This is a genomic window from uncultured Aquimarina sp., assembly GCF_947496855.1.
Lineage (GTDB): Bacteria > Bacteroidota > Bacteroidia > Flavobacteriales > Flavobacteriaceae > Aquimarina.
The window spans coordinates 1-17,234 of sequence record NZ_CANMED010000008.1 but is presented as its reverse complement, the minus strand read 5'-3'; the positions used below and the strand labels follow the sequence as shown (position 1 = coordinate 17,234).

Sequence of the window (17,234 nt, the reverse complement as noted above, 5' to 3'; positions counted from 1 at the left end):
TGTAACAAATTACAGATGTAGTCGTCTCCCTTATATAAAGCTAACAAGTTAGTTTTGTAACAACCAACCAACAAATATGAAATGAGCAATAGTAAATGGTTACATATAAAATATGAATTGTTATTTGCGAATTCCATCTGTGTATTAACCATAAATAAGGAAAGCAGATGAAAGAAAGAGCATTTATAACGCTTACTAATGGTTTTAAAGACAAGCTATATAGATTGGCTAAACGATTGTTGGTAAGCAACGAGGAAGCAGAGGATGCTACCCAAGAAGTATTATTGAAGCTATGGAGGAATAAAACCAAAATGGCGGAGTATAAAAATGTGGAAGCATTTGCGATGACCATGACCAAAAACTATTGTTATGATAAGTTAAAAGCAAAAGAAACCGGAAATTTAAAAATAGTACATAGTAATTATAAAGATGAGCGAGCTTCATTACAGCGAGAGATAGAAGCAAAAGATAGTCTGGATTGGGTAGGTAAGATCATGAATGGATTGCCAGAACAACAGCGAATGATTGTTCAGCTCAGAGATATAGAACAATATAATAATGCGGAGATAGCAGAAATGTTAGAAATGAACGAAACAGCTGTACGAGTAGCATTATCAAGAGGAAGAAAAACAATACGACAAGAATTATTAAAAAAACACAATTATGGAGTTGTCTAACATAGAAAAATTACTGGAAAAGTATTTTGAAGGAGAAACGACCCTTTCTGAAGAAAAAGAATTAAAGGTTTATTTTACCAGAGAAAGCGTGCCGTCACATTTGGAGAGATATAAAGATTTATTTCAGTTTTTTTCTGATGAAAGTCAAGTAACTACTAATTCAGAGGTTACATTAAGTACCAATCGAGTCCCTTGGTACACTTGGATAGGTGTAGCAGCATCAATAGCTTTAATTGTGGGGCTATTTATAAAAGATGTGCCGATAGGAGCTGATCACGAAGGAGTTTATGGTACTTATGATGATCCTGAAATAGCATTACAAAAAACCAAAGAAGCCCTTAATTTGGTTGCTAAATTAATGAATGAGGGTAAAAAGGATCTAGTATACCTTAATGAGTTTGATACTGCTAAAAAAGAATTAGTGTATCTAAACGAATTTGAAAATGCTAAAAACAAATTGATAAAATAAAAACGAATATTATTTTCCCAAATATGGGAATCTTTAAAAATGATTTAATTATGAAAAAGTTTGCAATCGTAATATTAGTAGCATTAGTACCATACCTGTCTGTTGCTCAGAGTAATTTTGATAAATATGAAGACATGAACGATGTGTCATCTGTAGTGGTAACTAGTAAAATGTTCAAGTTATTAAGCAAAATGGATCTAGAAAGTAATGATCCCGAAGTTAAGGAGTATATTAACTTAGTAGAGAATATTAAAAATATCAAAGTTTTTGCTACAGAAAACAATGAAATCGGTCAGAAGATGAAGGCTGATGTGCAGAAATACCTAAAAAGTACTTCATTAGATGAACTGATGAGAGTAAAAAGTGATGGTAAAAATGTGAAGTTTTATTCTAAGCCTGGTAAAAATGACAATTTTGTAACAGAACTGTTTATGTTTATGGAAGGAATAGAAAATGACGGAGGACCTAATACAGTAGTGCTAACAATAACTGGTGATATTGATTTAAGACAAGTGTCTAAAATTGCAGATCACCTTAATGTTCCTGGGGGACAAGAGCTTAAGAAAGTTAAAAAGAAAAATTAAGAGTATATATTTAGTTTAAGTTACGTACACCAAAGCTACTTCAGATGTAATGGTCTGAAGTAGTTTATCATCATCAATCAATCAACCTTGTCCATCTAAGATGGATCAAAACCAATTAAAATGAAAAACATAAAAAAATTAATAGGTATCGCTTGTGTAATGTTATTCATGAGTTGTAGTAATGGAACCTCACTGCAGAAGTATTTTGTAGATCATCAGGGAGATGAAGATTTTGTAGCAGTAGATTTGGCTACAAGTTTATTAGACACTGATAAAGTAGCGCTTTCTAAAGAAGAAAAAGAAGCATTGGAGAGCATTAAGAAAGTCAATTTCTTAGCATTACCACTTAAAGATAAAACCAAAGCAAGGTATGATGAGGAAAAAATGGCGATCAATACCATACTTAATTCAGAAAAGTATGAAACTTTAATGAGGTTTGGTTCTAACGGGACAAAAGCAGTGCTTAAGTTTCAGGGAGATGAAGATGATATTAATGAAATGATTGTTTTTGCTTCTAATAAAGAAAGAGGATTAGCGTTAGTGAGAGTTTTAGGAGATGATATGAAACCGCAAAATGTTGCCAAATTAATGAATGCTATTGATAAAGGAGATGTAGATATGAATGCTTTTAAAAATATTATAGGAGAGATAGACATTAATTAATAATATAAGTTTACGTTATAACAAAAAGCTTCGACTAAATATTAGTCGAAGCTTTTTGTTTAGTTTTTATAGGAATATCCCGTTAATCAACTACTAATCACTAAATACCTGTGTAGTTAGATGGTGTTATTGCTTTTAATTCGGATTTTATTGAATCCGAAACTTCTAATGTTCCTATGAAATCAGCAATAGAGTTTTGGTTGATTTTAGTATTAGTTCTGGTTAATCCTTTTAAAGCTTCATAAGGATTAGGATACCCTTCTCTTCTTAAAATAGTTTGAATAGCTTCTGCTACTACAGCCCAATTGTTTTCAAGATCTTGGGCAAACTTTTCTTTATTTAATAACAATTTGTTTAGCCCTTTTAGTGTCGCTTGAAATGCAATGATAGTATGTCCAAAAGGAACTCCTACATTTCTAAGTACTGTACTATCTGTAAGGTCACGTTGTAATCTGCTTACTGGTAATTTAGCAGATAAGTGCTCGAATAAAGCATTAGCAATACCAATATTTCCTTCACTGTTTTCAAAATCAATAGGATTTACCTTATGTGGCATAGCAGAAGATCCAACTTCCCCTTTTTTGATTTTTTGTTTAAAGTAGTCCATAGAAACGTATGTCCATACATCACGATCCAAATCTAGGATAATAGTATTTATACGCTTTAATCCATCGAACAAAGCTGCCATATGATCATAGTGCTCTATTTGAGTCGTAGGGAAAGAATGGTGTAAACCTAGTTTTTCTTGCACAAAACGAGTTCCAAACGCTTTCCAATCAATGTTAGGGTACGCTACTTTATGCGCATTGTAGTTTCCTGTAGCTCCACCAAATTTTGCAGCACTCGGAATATCATTTAATAAATCAAATTGTGCTTCTAGTCTGGTTACATATACCTGAAACTCTTTTCCTAATCGGGTCGGAGAGGCAGGTTGCCCATGAGTGCGCGCTAGCATAGAAATTTCAGACCATTCTTCTACTAGTGACTTTAATTTTTCCTTTAATTCTAGATAATGAGGTATGTATACATCGCCAACCGCTTCTTTAATACTTAAAGGTATAGCTGTATTATTGATATCTTGCGAGGTTAACCCAAAATGAATAAATTCTTTATATTCTTGTAAACCAAGGGCATCAAATTTTTCTTTGATAAAATATTCAACAGCTTTTACATCGTGGTTAGTTACTTTTTCAATATCTTTTATAGCCTGTGCATCTTCGGTAGAAAACTCAGTGTAGATCTCTCTTAATTTTCCAAATACAGAAGTGTCAATACTCTTTAGTTGCGGTAGTGGTATTTCGCATAAAGCGATAAAATATTCTATTTCTACTAGTACACGATATTTTATTAAGGCTTCTTCGCTAAAATAAGTACTTAATGATTGTGTTTTAGAAGCATAGCGACCATCAATAGGAGAAATAGCTTGTAAAGGAGATAATGACATAACGTTGTTTTTTTTGAAAGTTGCAAAGATAATTTATTTAATCACGAATTACGAAGTACGAAGAATGATTTTTTGGATTACCAGAGTTTTGGATGGTTGGAGTTTAAAGTTTCGGTCTTTACAACTTTGTTGTTTTAGTTTTTGTGTTTTTCAACCATCAACTCATAATTTTTTCAATATCATGCGCGATCTTGCTTTGTATGCAGCACTGCCATCGTGATAGTTGTTCTGTAATGTAATTTTAAGTTCTGCATGTACCCAATCGAATTCTGTACCTAATAAATATAGGCTTGTCATAGAGTATGCCTTTGCCGCCACCTTTTGGTCAGAGATCAACCAATCAAAACAGGCTTCTGTTATTTTTTCTCTATGTGTTGAGGTGAGATGTTTCTTAACTACAATATCATTTTTTTTGTAATATGCCAGCGTTAGATATTCGCATATTTTCGCAATAGGTCTAACAGCAGGATCTTGATGTACTATAGGAAAGATGGGCGTCAATGAATCTAGATAAGGTAATATTGCGTGGAGGTTGTTTTTAGATAAAAATTCTAATCCCCAAGAAGCTTTGCATGAAATTTCATCATCTACTTTACTACAGATATCTAATAATTGCGGTAGTAGTTCAGGATTTTGTAAAATTAGATTAGCAAAATAACTCCGTTTTTCTCTAGAATGATTGGTATTTCTAATTTCCTCTTTTAGATTGATCATACTCTTATTTAAAGATTAAAAAGAAAACTTGGATAATGAATATTATATTTTAATTAGTATTTTGGGCACTATAAATGCAATATATAAAAAATGATAAAAAAAATTGGAATTTCGTTAGTAGTCCTGGTAATAATTATACAATTTTTTAGACCAGATAAGAATGAGTCCGGTTATGAAGCCATAGCAGCTTTTGAAGCTCAAACTACTCCTTCCTCAGAAGTAAAAGAAATACTGAGAACCAATTGTTATGATTGTCATAGTTCGCAAACCCAATATCCTTGGTATGCAGAGATTACTCCAGTTAATTATTGGTTAGCGGATCATATAGAACACGGAAAAGGACATTTTGATGCTTCTGCTTGGGATACTTATTCTGATAAGAAAAAAGATCATAAGTTAGAAGAGTTGATAGAAATGGTGGAAGATAAAACCATGCCATTAGATTCTTATACGTGGATTCATGGAAATCTATCGGAAGAAAACGCACAGAAATTAATTGATTGGGGAAAACAAGCGAGAACTCAGTTTTGAAAAGTGAAAAGTATTAAGTAAAAAAGCATAAAATACTGAGTATAAAGCAAACCCTTCAGGCTTTTCCTAGCACCTAATATCTAATAATTAACACTTAGCTCTTTAACTACTTGCGGAACGCCAATAGAAGCTTTTTCGCTAATAATAGTTAGGTTATCTTTAGGTGAAATCGCAGGTTTAGGATCTATAAAATATATTGGGGTGTTGTTAGAAACAAATTGAACCAGACTTGCGGCAGGATATACCTGCATAGAAGTACCAATAATCATAAGGATATCAGCTTGCTCAGTTATCTGTATGGCTTTGTCTAACATAGGTACTTCTTCGCCAAACCAAACAATATGCGGACGTAATTGAGAATTGTATTCACAGAAATCTCCTAGATTAAGATCTGTTTTCCAGTCTAATACTAGGTCCTTATCAAACTGGCTTCTTACTTTTAATAATTCTCCGTGTAGGTGAACTACATTACTGCTTCCGGCACGTTCGTGCAGATCATCTACATTTTGGGTAACAATAGTAACCTGATGTGTTTGCTCTAATGCAACAAGAGCTTGATGAGCTTGATTAGGAACTACGGCATGTAATTGACTTCGTCTTTTATTATAAAAGTCCAACACTAATGCTGGGTCATTATTCCAGCCGATAGGAGAAGCAACTTCCATAATATCGTGGCCTTCCCAAAGTCCATCAGCATCTCTGAAAGTATTAATTCCGCTTTCTGCACTAATTCCTGCACCAGTAAGTACAACTACTTTTTTCATTTGTTTATTTTTAATATTGAAACCTGTTATTTACCTGAGGATTTAGTATTGAAAAAGCGTCAGTTCGAGTATTTTACCCTAGATGACAGAAGGCAAAACGTATCGAGAATAGCTTTTTGAATCTGAAATTCTATTCTCGATACACTTTTCCTAAAGTCAAAGTACTATAATTGACGAATTTTAGATTGAAAAATGTCAAAATGAATAATAGGTTGTTTATTATTTTCTCTAAAACTATTTAAAATATTTTAATCTAACTCATTGCTTATATGGATATTTTTTAATCATAATCACCATATAAATCTAATTGATATTTTTTTATACTACTTTTCCAATGTATAATCTGGATTAAAAGATTGTTCCTGAATTTTTAGTGTCCCTCTCCTTCTTGGGATTCTTATCTAAGCTTGGTAAGGTATTAAGCGTGATAAAATGGATTCCAGCCTTTAATCTATCCTGAGCCAAGTCGAAGGGCTGGAATGACAAGTCTTTAGAATAACAAATTAATATCTGTCATTCTGGTCTACACCGGAATCCATAACGGACATAAAAAGTTTATAGGTGGTTGTCTGGATTTTTAGAGTCAAAATGTATTTCAAAAATCTTTTTTTTTAATTAAATATACTAAGATGTATCTTTTATCGTTTAGAGAATCTTAACCCCATAAACCGATAACATGCAATTTACCCCCGATCAAAGAAATACTTCAAATCCCTATAAATAGTACAGTTCCGTACTAATATTGTGGTTTTACCGTAATATAAATACTACTAAATAGTATAACTTGTAGTCAGTAAATGTGTACAATTTTTTTAGAATACTAACAGTATTTAATAACCAACGCTAACCTTTAATTGTTTACCTCATGAAATACCCTTATATCATTATTGATAATGATCAGAATTCTGCACGCACAATTCAGATCGCATTAGAAGATCACAATGATTACATCTGTACTGGAATTGCTAAAAATGAGCAGGAAGCATTGGATTTGATTTTAGAAAGAAAACCAAGATTGGTTTTTCTAGAACCAGAAGTTCCGGGAGTTCAATCTTCTAAAACCCAGTATAACCTAATGTCAGAACTTACTAAGTATATGACAAATCTACCAGAGTTTGTAATTATTACAAAAACAACTGCTTATGCTATAGAAGGTATACGTAACAGTGTTTTGGATTATATCCTCAAGCCATTCTCTAAGAGTGATTTAACCAAAACTTTACATAGGTTCGAGAAAGATTTTGGAGAAGTTATGGATAATACCTTATGTTTTAAGTCTTATGGAGATTATCGTTTTGTAAATATTGACGAAGTGTTATATCTAAAAGCGGATAATAATACAACAGACTTTATGATGAGTAACGGTAATAAAGTAGAGGCTTTTAAAACACTAAAACATTTTCAGAATCTATTGCCAGATCATTTTGTACGTATTCATAATAGCTACATCATTAATACCAAGTATGTGTCTAGAATACATTTTGGTAAAGCAAAATGTGCTATTAAGAATACCAGTGATATGATCCCTTTCTCTAAATCATATAAAACAAATGTAGAAGAGATTAAGGATACACTAGCTAAGAATAGTTTCTTGTATGTGTAGTGAGATTTTATTTAGAAAATCCTTGTGGGTGGATTACTTGCGACAAATATGATAAATAATAGGATGCTGTTTGTAAATATCTAGTAAATGTGTAACAGGGCAGCAGATTGTTTTATTTTATACTAATTTCACACAAAATCATTTGTATAATAAAACGCAAGTCAAAACCTCTCTTTTTTAAGAGAGGTTTTTTTAATGTTTTGTAAAACATCCATCCCCAACCCTTCCTTCAAAAGGAAGGGGGTAAAAAGTCTCCCTTTGAAGGGAGATATAGAGGGATGTTCTTCTCAATTCATTAAATTCAAATTTATGTAGACATAGTGGTTCTTTGGGGAGCGCCTGCCTTACCGTTAGGCAGGGATTAAGGTAAGGGGTTTTGTGGGACATTTCACGAGTATACCTTATTATACATATAATTTTCTGTCACCTATTTTTTGTTCACATAAACTTATAGGATGTAATGAAATATATGATTTGAATATTCCCCGGTTTAAATTTATGATCATTGTTTTTTTATGACAATTAGTTATTCTTGCATGTATTTAAATGTATACAATGTGATTTTTTAGGATCTATAGAGTCATTTTTCCCCTATTTAATAAGTATATAAAGTTATATACTATATTTTTTGAGTTCGGGGATTTTTTATATTTATTTTGAAATGAGTGACTTACGGGTTTTTGAGGGAATTTTCTTATCATAGTTTGGGGAATATCCATAATTAGCTCTGATTCAGCACAGAAGAGGGGTTAGGGCTAAAAGTGATTGTATCATTCTTTTTATTGAATTTTTATTTTTTTTAAGTTTTTTTTATGGTTTATTTACATGAACTACACTAGTAATCTAATTCCTACACAATTTAGTACTTTTTGAAATCGGGTCATCCACTCGTATAACCTACCTATCTACTTCCTACAGGTACCCATCCACTAAACCTACCTTAATATATTAGGCGCAAGGGGGCAATCTCCCTACATTTGTAGTGTACAATTAAGGTTATCAACCTATTACACATTTACTAAAAGGATATACAAAGAGAAATCGGAGTATTGCTGGCCAGCGAAATCCTTAACCAATTAAAATTGAATAGACGAAAGTATATTCTAACTAGACAAAAAAAGTCTTGAAAAAGGAAAAAAAATTATTAATAAACTGATTACACCAAAATAAAATATAACTATTAAAGATAAACCGTTATGAAAGCTATAAAAACTATTTTCGCAGTATTATTTGTAAGTTCAATGTTCATCGCTTGTGAAGCGGACACGATTAGTGAAGAAGTAGGAATTGATGAAGCTGATACATTAGAAATGAAATCAGGAGAACAAGGAGACGAGGAAGAGGTGGAGTACGGAAGCTAAAACTATAAAATATACAAAATAAAAAAGAGTCTATTAATAGGCTCTTTTTTATTTTGTATATTTATTTAAAAGTATAGCAATTTTGAATATTGAGCTAATAAAATTACTTTATAATGACTAAGTTTTCTTCGAATAGCGTTGCCGTAAGTATGTCCTTTTTCTTTCTTGTTTTTTTAATGGGATGTGATAAAATAGCTATTGATGGTAATAATGAAGCGAAAATAAAATCGAATTTAATAGAAGAGTATATTGCCAAATCGAATGACAAAACCATGTCAGAGGAAGATCGAAAAATTAATGCTCATAATGCTTACAATTTAGCTAGAGGTCTTGAAGATAATTTTTACAAAAGAAAAAAATATGGCGAAATATCCAAAATCTATAGAAAATTAAAAATACACAGTAAATCAAAAAGTGTTACTGATGAAATGCTAGATTTAGCGGTTTCAATAGGTGATTCTATAGGTATGGCCAAGGCTTATGTTAATTATGGTGTTTTTTACAGGAATACAATTTTGGATAGTGCATATATAAATTTCAATAGAGCTGATAAGATATATAAGAGTTTAGAAAACAGTAATTCTTACAATGTAGCAGAACTGGCATTTGAACATGGTTCGATTTTACTTGACTTGGTAAAATTAACAAGAAAGATTAAAGATTACGGGGAAAGTGAGGATTATGTGGTCAGAGCTATTAGAAAATTTGAGACATCTGGTAACTTGAAATATGTCCCACTATCTTACAATAACTTAGGTATTATTGCTCAACAATTAGAGCGTTATGATGATGCAATTTTGTATTATGAAAAAGCTATAGAACACGCGAAGAATACTCCAAAAGAAGTTTTTTATGCTACTCAATCTTATAATAACATTGGAACCGTATATAAATCTCTTAAAAAGTATGAAGAAGCAAAAGAGTCTTATAATAAAGCTTTATCCTACAAAAGCTTTTTTGGAAACAGACCTAAACACTACGCTCGTTTATTGGATAATCTGGCATATGTTCAGTTTTTATCAGGAGCTGATAGTAATGAAACACTAGATTTGTTTAATAAAACTTTGAGAATAAGAGATAGTGTTAATGATTTAGTTGGTTTATCAACAAACCATATGCACCTTGCAGAATTTCATAAGTCGAAAGGAAATGATAGTTTGGCTAAATTTCATGCATTAAAAGTTGAGGAGGTAGCACCAATCGTAAATAATAATGTAGAATTATTATTGGCTTATCAAATGTTAATGGAAGTTACTGCTAGTGGTGATGGCTTATCGTATGCTCAAAAACATATTAAACTTAATGATAGTTTGATTAAAGAAGAACGGGCATATACTAATAAATTTGCTAGAATCAAGTTTGAAACCGAAGAAAAAACAGAGGAAATTGCAGCCATAAGCCGAGAAAACCAATTACTCATTTTTGCCATATTAGGATTATCGGTATTGTTTCTATTAGGATATGTAATCTTTAGACAACAGCAGAGTAATAAAGAACTACTATTCGAGCAAAAGCAACAGCAATCTAACCAGGAGATTTATCGTTTACTTCTTAGTCAGCAACTTAAGCTAGAAGAAGGGCGTAAGATGGAACAACATCGTATGTCTGAAGAATTGCATGATGGGGTGCTGGGTAGATTATTCGGAGTACGATTAAGTCTGGATGGGATCAATCAGCGGGCTAACGATGGATTTACAGAATCCAGAAATGTGTTTATTGATGAGCTTAAATCTATAGAAAAAGAGATTCGATTAATCTCTCATGATCTGGGTACAGATACCTTATCGCCAGATATTGCCTATGTAGATGTAGTAGAGAGTTTGGTCAGTGATTTGTGTACAGTTCATAAAATGGAGTTTGAGTTTACTAATGATGAAAATATTGATTGGGAGACCATAGATGATCAGAAAAAAGTAAACTTATTCCGTATTATACAGGAGTCATTACAGAATATATTTAAACACGCGCAAGCAAAAAGTGTAAAAATAAGCTTCGATTATGTGGATGATAAAATAAATCTTACTATTTTAGATGATGGGATAGGATTCAAAAGCAGTAAGGTAAAAAGAGGAATTGGTTTAAAAAACATTACATCTAGAGTTACTCAAATGAACGGTGTAGTAGATTTTATTAGTAATCAAGATGCAGGTACTAAAGTATCTGTAGGCATACCAATTTAATTAATGTAAAAAGTTATCAAATCTGGTTTCCATATAATAAAAAGGTGATAATCATAGTTACTACTATATAGAGCCGATAGGATAACAATTGACACACAAATTTTTAAAGATGAAGAAAAAGCTAAAAGTTCTTATGATTGATGATCACCCTATGATTATCGAGGGATACAAGAACACCTTATTAGGAGAAAACCAAAAAGAATATCAAATCAAAATCGATATCGCATCTAATTGTGATGACGCGTATGATAGTATTCTAAAATCTTCTAAGACCACTCCTTATGATATGCTTTTTGTAGATATTAAATTACCACCTTCTTCTGATGGAAAGATTACATCCGGAGAGGATTTAGCAAAACATGCAAAGGAACTGTTACCTAAGGCCAAAGTTATTATCCTTACGATGCATAGAGAAGATCATAGAATTCATAATATATTAAAGAATATCAATCCATCAGGATTTTTAATAAAAAGTGACTTGACTTCTAGTGAATTGTTACTAGCATTTAATAATATAGTGAGTGGTACTCCTTATTATAGTGCAACAGTGAATAATCATTTTAGAAAAATGATGACTAACAATTTCTCACTAGATGAAAAAAATCTAAAGATTCTATATCATCTTTCTAGAGGTGTAAAAACTAAGAATTTACCCAATTATGTAAGCTTGTCATTAAGTGCAATAGAAAAACGCAAAAATCAGATCAAAGAGATGTTTTCTATTGCCAAAGCCGATGATCAAAAATTGTTAGAGGAAGCTCGTAAAAGAGGTTTCGTATAGAATATAAAGTACTTTTTTAAATAATATTGATTAAAAGGACAGCATTAGCTGTCCTTTTTTTGTTTAATAAATTATTGGTACAGAGTAAAATGCTTTAATAAAGTTTAAAACAAACATAAAAAAGAAGGAATAATCTAATTTTTATACAGGGGATTTTCCCCCTAATTTTACATAAAATTAACTTTTAATTAAGATATGTGGTGTGTTTTCTTTAATTTACGTTAATTCTTTTGTTAAATGAGGTAAAACCATAATCTTGATTATGTCTTTATGCTTGTTTATCAGTAGCTTAGCAATGTTTTAGAAAGGCATTGTTCCATAATATAGGATAGTAATAATGCATTTTAATACTTCACATAAACTCTTTTTTTATAGCTTATTCTTCTAAAATCATAAGATAGATAATATCTTTTGGTGGGATATTATAGTATGGATTTTCGACATAATCTGTAAGTGTCGTAAAATGTTTACAGAAAAATCAAATTTATTTTAATTATGAAAAAGCTATCAAGTTTACAAGGTGTAAGTGTATTAAGTAAAAAAGCCCAGAAAACTGTTCACGGAGGTGGAAGAGAGTTAATGGATGATTGTAGAGATTATTGTGCTGGCACTGTAGAAGCAAATATATTTACTGGCGAATGTTTCTGTGTAACTCCTGACTAATTGTTGAGAACAAAAAAAACTCCATTAAGGATGTTTTTTTTGCCTTTTAGAAAATTAGTATACAAATTGAATTAACATTCTATTTCTCTTCGGTGTTTAATTATAACTATTGATAAGGGAATTTTTAACTTTTTTTTATTAAAAATTGAGGGAATTATACTTTTGAAAAAGTGTATTATTCTCTCTTTTTTTTTCATTTTTAAAAAATATATAAAACTTGATATTGATGTAAATTATTAAAAATCAGTTATTTAATTTTTTAACTTGCTAAAAATTGGAATGAAAAAGGCGAATAATTAGTGTGGTTTTTACATATATAAAATGCGGTTATTTAACAAGTTTTATTTTTTTAATATGTCTAAATTTAGAAAGGTTAAACTTGGTTGATGTTTCGCATTGATAAGCAATGAGTGGTTTTTTTATTAAGATTTTCAATTCTTTGAATGAAATAATTGAAAAAGCAATAATGTTAATAGCTTTAAAAAAAGAATCGTAAATCAAATAATACTCTTGATTATAATGGTTAAAAAATACTTCGTTACTTCTATGCTTAATAAAAATTTAAAGGAAATATTGAAGAGTAAATTTTTCATTCTCTTTATTTCAAACCTAGTATGTTATTTTTTATGAACAATAAGAAAGGAACACTCTTGTTGGAATAAAAGAAAAGATTGATTTCAGATCATAATCCAATAAAACCTCATTTCTGTTATAAACTATTAATTCAAACAAACTCAATAAAATTGCAAGTATGCAAAAGATTTACAAGCAAGTATCATTTTTTTTTCAAAAATTAGTCAATGGAACTACAGACAAAAATTGTTACTATAAGTTAAATAATATTTTGGTAATTGTTAGTTGCGTTTTCTTAATGAATCCATTGCTTCTAAAAGCCCAAGATAGAGTTGAAGTGTATAACGGTCCAAATTATCATAATGGTTCGGTTGATACATTTACTAATAACTATTATGTAATAGAACAAAATAATGCTTTTGGTAAAACTATTGGAAAAAAGAGTTCTTTTTCAAGATCTCCTTTGGATCCTCCTGTTCTTGATTTAGATAATTTGGTCGTAGGTACCGATTTTGAATTTAACCAGATTCCTGATCCAGGTTTTGGATATGCAGTAGGAAGAGGAGTTAGTCTTACTTCAGATAATGGTTTTGTGTCTGGAGCTACTTTTACTGTTACTGGTAATATAGATGCTAATGAACAAATTTTTCTTTTTGCAGATGGGGGAGGAATTAATTTTTTCACCTTTGGAGGTACAAATTCTGCGACATATAGTTTTAATGCAGGTGCAATAGTTATTCAATTATCACAAGTCGGAACTAATTTTACGATTTCAGAAACTTCTAATAATCCAATACCAAATAATGTTTTCGAAGATTTTATTTTAGGAATCTTCTATAGAAATTTTCAAGATCCTTATTCAGTTGGCTCTAGGTTTATAGATTTCACTATTAATGATACTACTGGTGGATCATCAATGTCGCAAACTAGGATTAATATAGTTCGATTCCCAACACAAACATATGCTGCAGATGATTCTAATTCAATTTTAGCTGATTCGACTATAGATATTACGGGTAATTTATTAGGTAATGATACACCGCCATCTGGCACTCCTGCTCTAACAGTGACAGAAGTTGATGTGTTTCCTGCTGCAGTAGGAACAACCTACCAAACTCTTTATGGAGAAATCACAATCAATTCGAATGGTTCATATACTTACTCGGTTGATAATAACGATGAAGCCGTGCTAGGGTTAGTTAACGGGACTTCATTAGATGATATCATATCATATACAGTAGAAGATGATGATGGAATGTTTGATTATGGAATACTTACTATTACTATTAACGGAGTTGATGACCCTCCATTAGCTATTGATGATGTTAACAGTGTAACTGTTAATATTAACAATACAGTAACTGGAAATGTAATTGATGGTGATGGTACTGGAGTAGGTCAAGATTTATTAGATCGACCTTTGTCTAGGTTAATTTGGGAGAATGAATTTACGGACGGTCAAGCCGTAGATGGTTTGTCAAGAACAGTAGATGCCGTAATGTTAAGTTTCACAGAGCTGGACCCAGACGGCATAGGAGCTGCAAATAACTTAATTTCATTGAATACTGGTACAAATGGAGGACATACTGGATATTTGTTATTTAGTATAGATCCGCCTTCTCAACCCGTTGCTGATACTGAGATCATCATTGGCTTTTCGGAACAAGTCTTTAATCTTGGTTTTTTAGTAACTGATATTGATTATTCACAGGGAAGTTTTTGGCAAGATCAAATAACTATTCAAGGTAGTTTGTCAGGTTCCCCTGTTTCTTATCAGTTTACTAGAACAGGAGGTATTGTGGAAGCAGGTAGTGGTACATTTTATGGTATAGGAAATGCTGTGCCATCAGATGCCACAGGTAATATTAATGTAGCATTTGATGGACCGATTGATCAATTAGTGTTGTCATACAATTATGGTCCGGATGCAACTTCAGCTGATCCAAGTGCACAAATAGCAGGTGTTTCAGACATCTTTTGGCAAGGAGATAATGGAGTAGTAGTAATCACTATTGATGGTACTCCTGTTGTTGGTGTAACGACGGTAGCAACTACCTATGGGTTTCTTACTATTAATCCAGACGGTACATACACTTATACAGTAGATACCACAAACCCTGCAGTGGCTAATTTATTGGTTGGTCAAACACTTACGGATACGATTCCCTATGAATTACGAGATGCACTTCTAAGTATAGATGATGCTAATCTTATCATTACTATCAATGGATCCGCAGTGGATACTGATATGGACGGAGAACCTGATTGGACAGATTTAGATGATGAAAACGATGGAATATTAGATGAGAATGAATGTTATGTAAGTACTGTGCTTATAGGAAGTCCAGATGGAGTAGAAGATGGTAGTTTTGGAGTTGGGTATTGGGATGCAGAGTATTACAGTGGTCATTTTGCGGTTGTAGGGTCTACTTTTGGAAATAGTGATCAGAATAGTACACTTAATGGTTCTGTAGGTGCACCTACTTTTGTTGGAGAAGCTTTTGTAGGTGGGAATTCTTTGAGTTTTACGGAGTCAGGATCTTATGCTCAAACTTCACCTGGTGTTTTTGATACAAATTCTAGTACAGGTTTAGTGCCCCCAAGTTATGTAGGGACAAATATAGATGATGTGGGTTTCCAACCTTATTATCAAACAATATTTAAACGTGAAGCTGATATAGATGGAGTATTAACTTTTGGAAGTACTGGATTTAGTGTTGATGACACATTCGAACTTTTTATTAATGGAACTAGGCAAGTTTTTGCTTCCTTCTGTTGTGGTGCTTCTGATTCTCCAAATGATTCTTTCAGTTTTAATGTTAATAAAGGAGATGATTTAGAAATTAGATACACCAATTTAGGTTTTGTCGGTAGTTTTCAATTTAATTTAGAATTAACTCCTTCTTGTAATACTGATGTAGACGGAGATGGAACCCCTAACGGTCAAGACTTGGATAGTGATAATGATGGTTGTAATGATGTCGTAGAGTCTGGAGGTACTGATACTACTCCAGCAGATGGTGTTTTGGATGGTACTGGCTTTGATGGAAATGGATTGGTAACAGGTGGAACTGGTGGTTATGATGGAGTAAATGGTAATGAAGTTGTTGCAACGCGATTAACAGTAAGTGCTGTACCTGCAAACGAAACGGTAAATGCCGGTGTTACTGTTACTTTTAGTGTAACTGCAAATGCGGAATCTACCACAACATATACAGGAACCCCTCCGGCAACTGTTCCTAATTATGCGATCCCTCCTGCGACTGATGTTTCTGGAACTATTGCATATCAATGGCAAAGAAATGGAACTAATATAGACGGTACTATAGATGGTGGAGTTTATAGTGATTTTAATAGCGCTACATTAACAATTACAAATCCAACCACAAGTTTGAGTGGGAATACGTATAATGTAATCGTAACACACCCTGATAATGTATGTATTAATGAACAGAATAGTGCAACGTTAACGGTCAATCCATCTAGTGATTTGAGTATTGCCAAGAGTGCAGTATTGACTACAGATGCTGATGGGAGTACAACGATTAGTGCCGGTGACACGGTCACTTTTAGTGTTACAGTCAGCAATGCAGGTGCCAATGATGCTACCGGAGTTGGCGTTGGGGATACGGTTCCCGATGGTTATACTACCATTGGAAGTATTAGTAATAGTGGAAGTGAGAGTGGAGGATTGATCAGTTGGAGTGGACTTAGTGTTACAACGACGACCCCATTAGTACTGACCTATACAGCGGTAGTAACCGCTACAGGTAACTATACAAACTTTGCAGAGATTACTGCGAGTGATAATTTTGATCCAGACAGTACCCCAGATGGTACTCCAGATACCGATGCACCAGTAGAAGATGATGAGACCAGTGCTACACCTACCGTTGCATTGACCAGTGATTTGAGTATTGCCAAGAGTGCAGTATTGACTACAGATGCTGATGGGAGTACAACGATTAGTGCCGGTGACACGGTCACTTTTAGTGTTACGCTGAGCAATGCAGGTGCCAATGATGCTACCGGAGTTGGTGTTGGCGATACGGTTCCAGATGGTTATACTACCATTGGAAGTATTAGTAACAGCGGAAGTGAGAGTGGTGGATTGATCAGTTGGAGTGGACTTAGTGTTACAACGACCACGCCATTAGTACTGACCTATACAGCGGTAGTAACCGCTACAGGTAACTATACGAACTTCGCAGAGATTACTGCGAGTGA

At 32.7% G+C, this 17,234-nt stretch carries 14 protein-coding genes; 11 read left to right on the top strand and 3 right to left on the bottom strand.

What is annotated here, in order from left to right:
- Positions 1-167 precede the first annotated feature (167 nt).
- The 4 genes from Q0921_RS21630 to Q0921_RS21615 all read left to right on the top strand — a co-directional run bounded on the left by Q0921_RS21630 (position 168) and on the right by Q0921_RS21615 (position 2,393).
- Positions 168-677: an RNA polymerase sigma factor gene (locus Q0921_RS21630; protein ID WP_299260651.1), complete on the top strand. Its 510-nt coding sequence runs from the start codon at positions 168-170 to the stop codon at positions 675-677.
- A complete protein-coding gene (locus tag Q0921_RS21625) occupies positions 664-1,146 on the top strand; it encodes a hypothetical protein (RefSeq protein ID WP_299260649.1) in 483 nt (160 codons plus the stop codon). The genes Q0921_RS21630 and Q0921_RS21625 overlap by 14 nt, the downstream gene beginning before the upstream one ends.
- Positions 1,147-1,196: 50 nt before the next feature.
- On the top strand, positions 1,197-1,730 hold the full coding sequence (locus Q0921_RS21620; protein WP_299260647.1) for a DUF4252 domain-containing protein: 534 nt from the start codon (positions 1,197-1,199) through the stop codon (positions 1,728-1,730).
- A gap of 120 nt (positions 1,731-1,850) precedes the next feature.
- Positions 1,851-2,393 (top strand): DUF4252 domain-containing protein, encoded by a 543-nt coding sequence (locus Q0921_RS21615; RefSeq protein ID WP_299260645.1) that lies wholly within the window; start codon positions 1,851-1,853, stop codon positions 2,391-2,393.
- Between the two features lie 100 nt (positions 2,394-2,493).
- Here Q0921_RS21615 and purB read toward each other — a convergent pair whose 3' ends face one another.
- A complete protein-coding gene (gene purB, locus Q0921_RS21610) occupies positions 2,494-3,837 on the bottom strand; it encodes an adenylosuccinate lyase (RefSeq protein ID WP_299260643.1) in 1,344 nt (447 codons plus the stop codon).
- A gap of 162 nt (positions 3,838-3,999) precedes the next feature.
- Complete coding sequence (locus tag Q0921_RS21605) at positions 4,000-4,551, bottom strand: adenylosuccinate lyase (RefSeq protein WP_299260641.1); 552 nt, start codon at positions 4,549-4,551, stop codon at positions 4,000-4,002.
- Between the two features lie 90 nt (positions 4,552-4,641).
- On the opposite strand from Q0921_RS21605, the gene Q0921_RS21600 reads away from it, so the two are divergent.
- Positions 4,642-5,082, top strand: coding sequence for a heme-binding domain-containing protein (locus Q0921_RS21600; RefSeq protein ID WP_299260639.1), 441 nt, complete (start codon positions 4,642-4,644; stop codon positions 5,080-5,082).
- 80 nt (positions 5,083-5,162) lie between these two features.
- Here Q0921_RS21600 and Q0921_RS21595 read toward each other — a convergent pair whose 3' ends face one another.
- The gene (locus Q0921_RS21595) at positions 5,163-5,846 is read right to left on the bottom strand and encodes a Sir2 family NAD-dependent protein deacetylase (RefSeq protein ID WP_299260637.1); all 684 of its coding nucleotides are present in this window, start codon (positions 5,844-5,846) and stop codon (positions 5,163-5,165) included.
- Between the two features lie 865 nt (positions 5,847-6,711).
- Between Q0921_RS21595 and Q0921_RS21590 the strand changes: the two genes are divergently transcribed.
- From Q0921_RS21590 to Q0921_RS21565, 6 genes are all read left to right on the top strand, one after another.
- Positions 6,712-7,449: a LytTR family DNA-binding domain-containing protein gene (locus tag Q0921_RS21590; RefSeq protein WP_299260635.1), complete on the top strand. Its 738-nt coding sequence runs from the start codon at positions 6,712-6,714 to the stop codon at positions 7,447-7,449.
- A gap of 1,196 nt (positions 7,450-8,645) precedes the next feature.
- Positions 8,646-8,810 carry a hypothetical protein gene (locus Q0921_RS21585; protein WP_299260633.1) on the top strand — a complete coding sequence of 55 codons (165 nt, stop codon included), beginning with the start codon at positions 8,646-8,648 and terminating at the stop codon, positions 8,808-8,810.
- A gap of 113 nt (positions 8,811-8,923) precedes the next feature.
- Entirely contained in the window at positions 8,924-10,990 is a 2,067-nt protein-coding gene (locus Q0921_RS21580; RefSeq protein ID WP_299260631.1) for a sensor histidine kinase, read from the top strand.
- A 109-nt stretch (positions 10,991-11,099) separates the two neighbouring features.
- Positions 11,100-11,771 (top strand): response regulator, encoded by a 672-nt coding sequence (locus tag Q0921_RS21575; RefSeq protein WP_299260629.1) that lies wholly within the window; start codon positions 11,100-11,102, stop codon positions 11,769-11,771.
- A gap of 495 nt (positions 11,772-12,266) precedes the next feature.
- Positions 12,267-12,434, top strand: a complete 168-nt coding sequence (locus Q0921_RS21570; RefSeq protein ID WP_299260627.1) for a hypothetical protein — start codon at positions 12,267-12,269, stop codon at positions 12,432-12,434.
- 751 nt (positions 12,435-13,185) lie between these two features.
- Positions 13,186-17,234: VCBS domain-containing protein (locus Q0921_RS21565; protein ID WP_299260625.1), on the top strand; the 4,049-nt coding region annotated here is incomplete at its 3' end.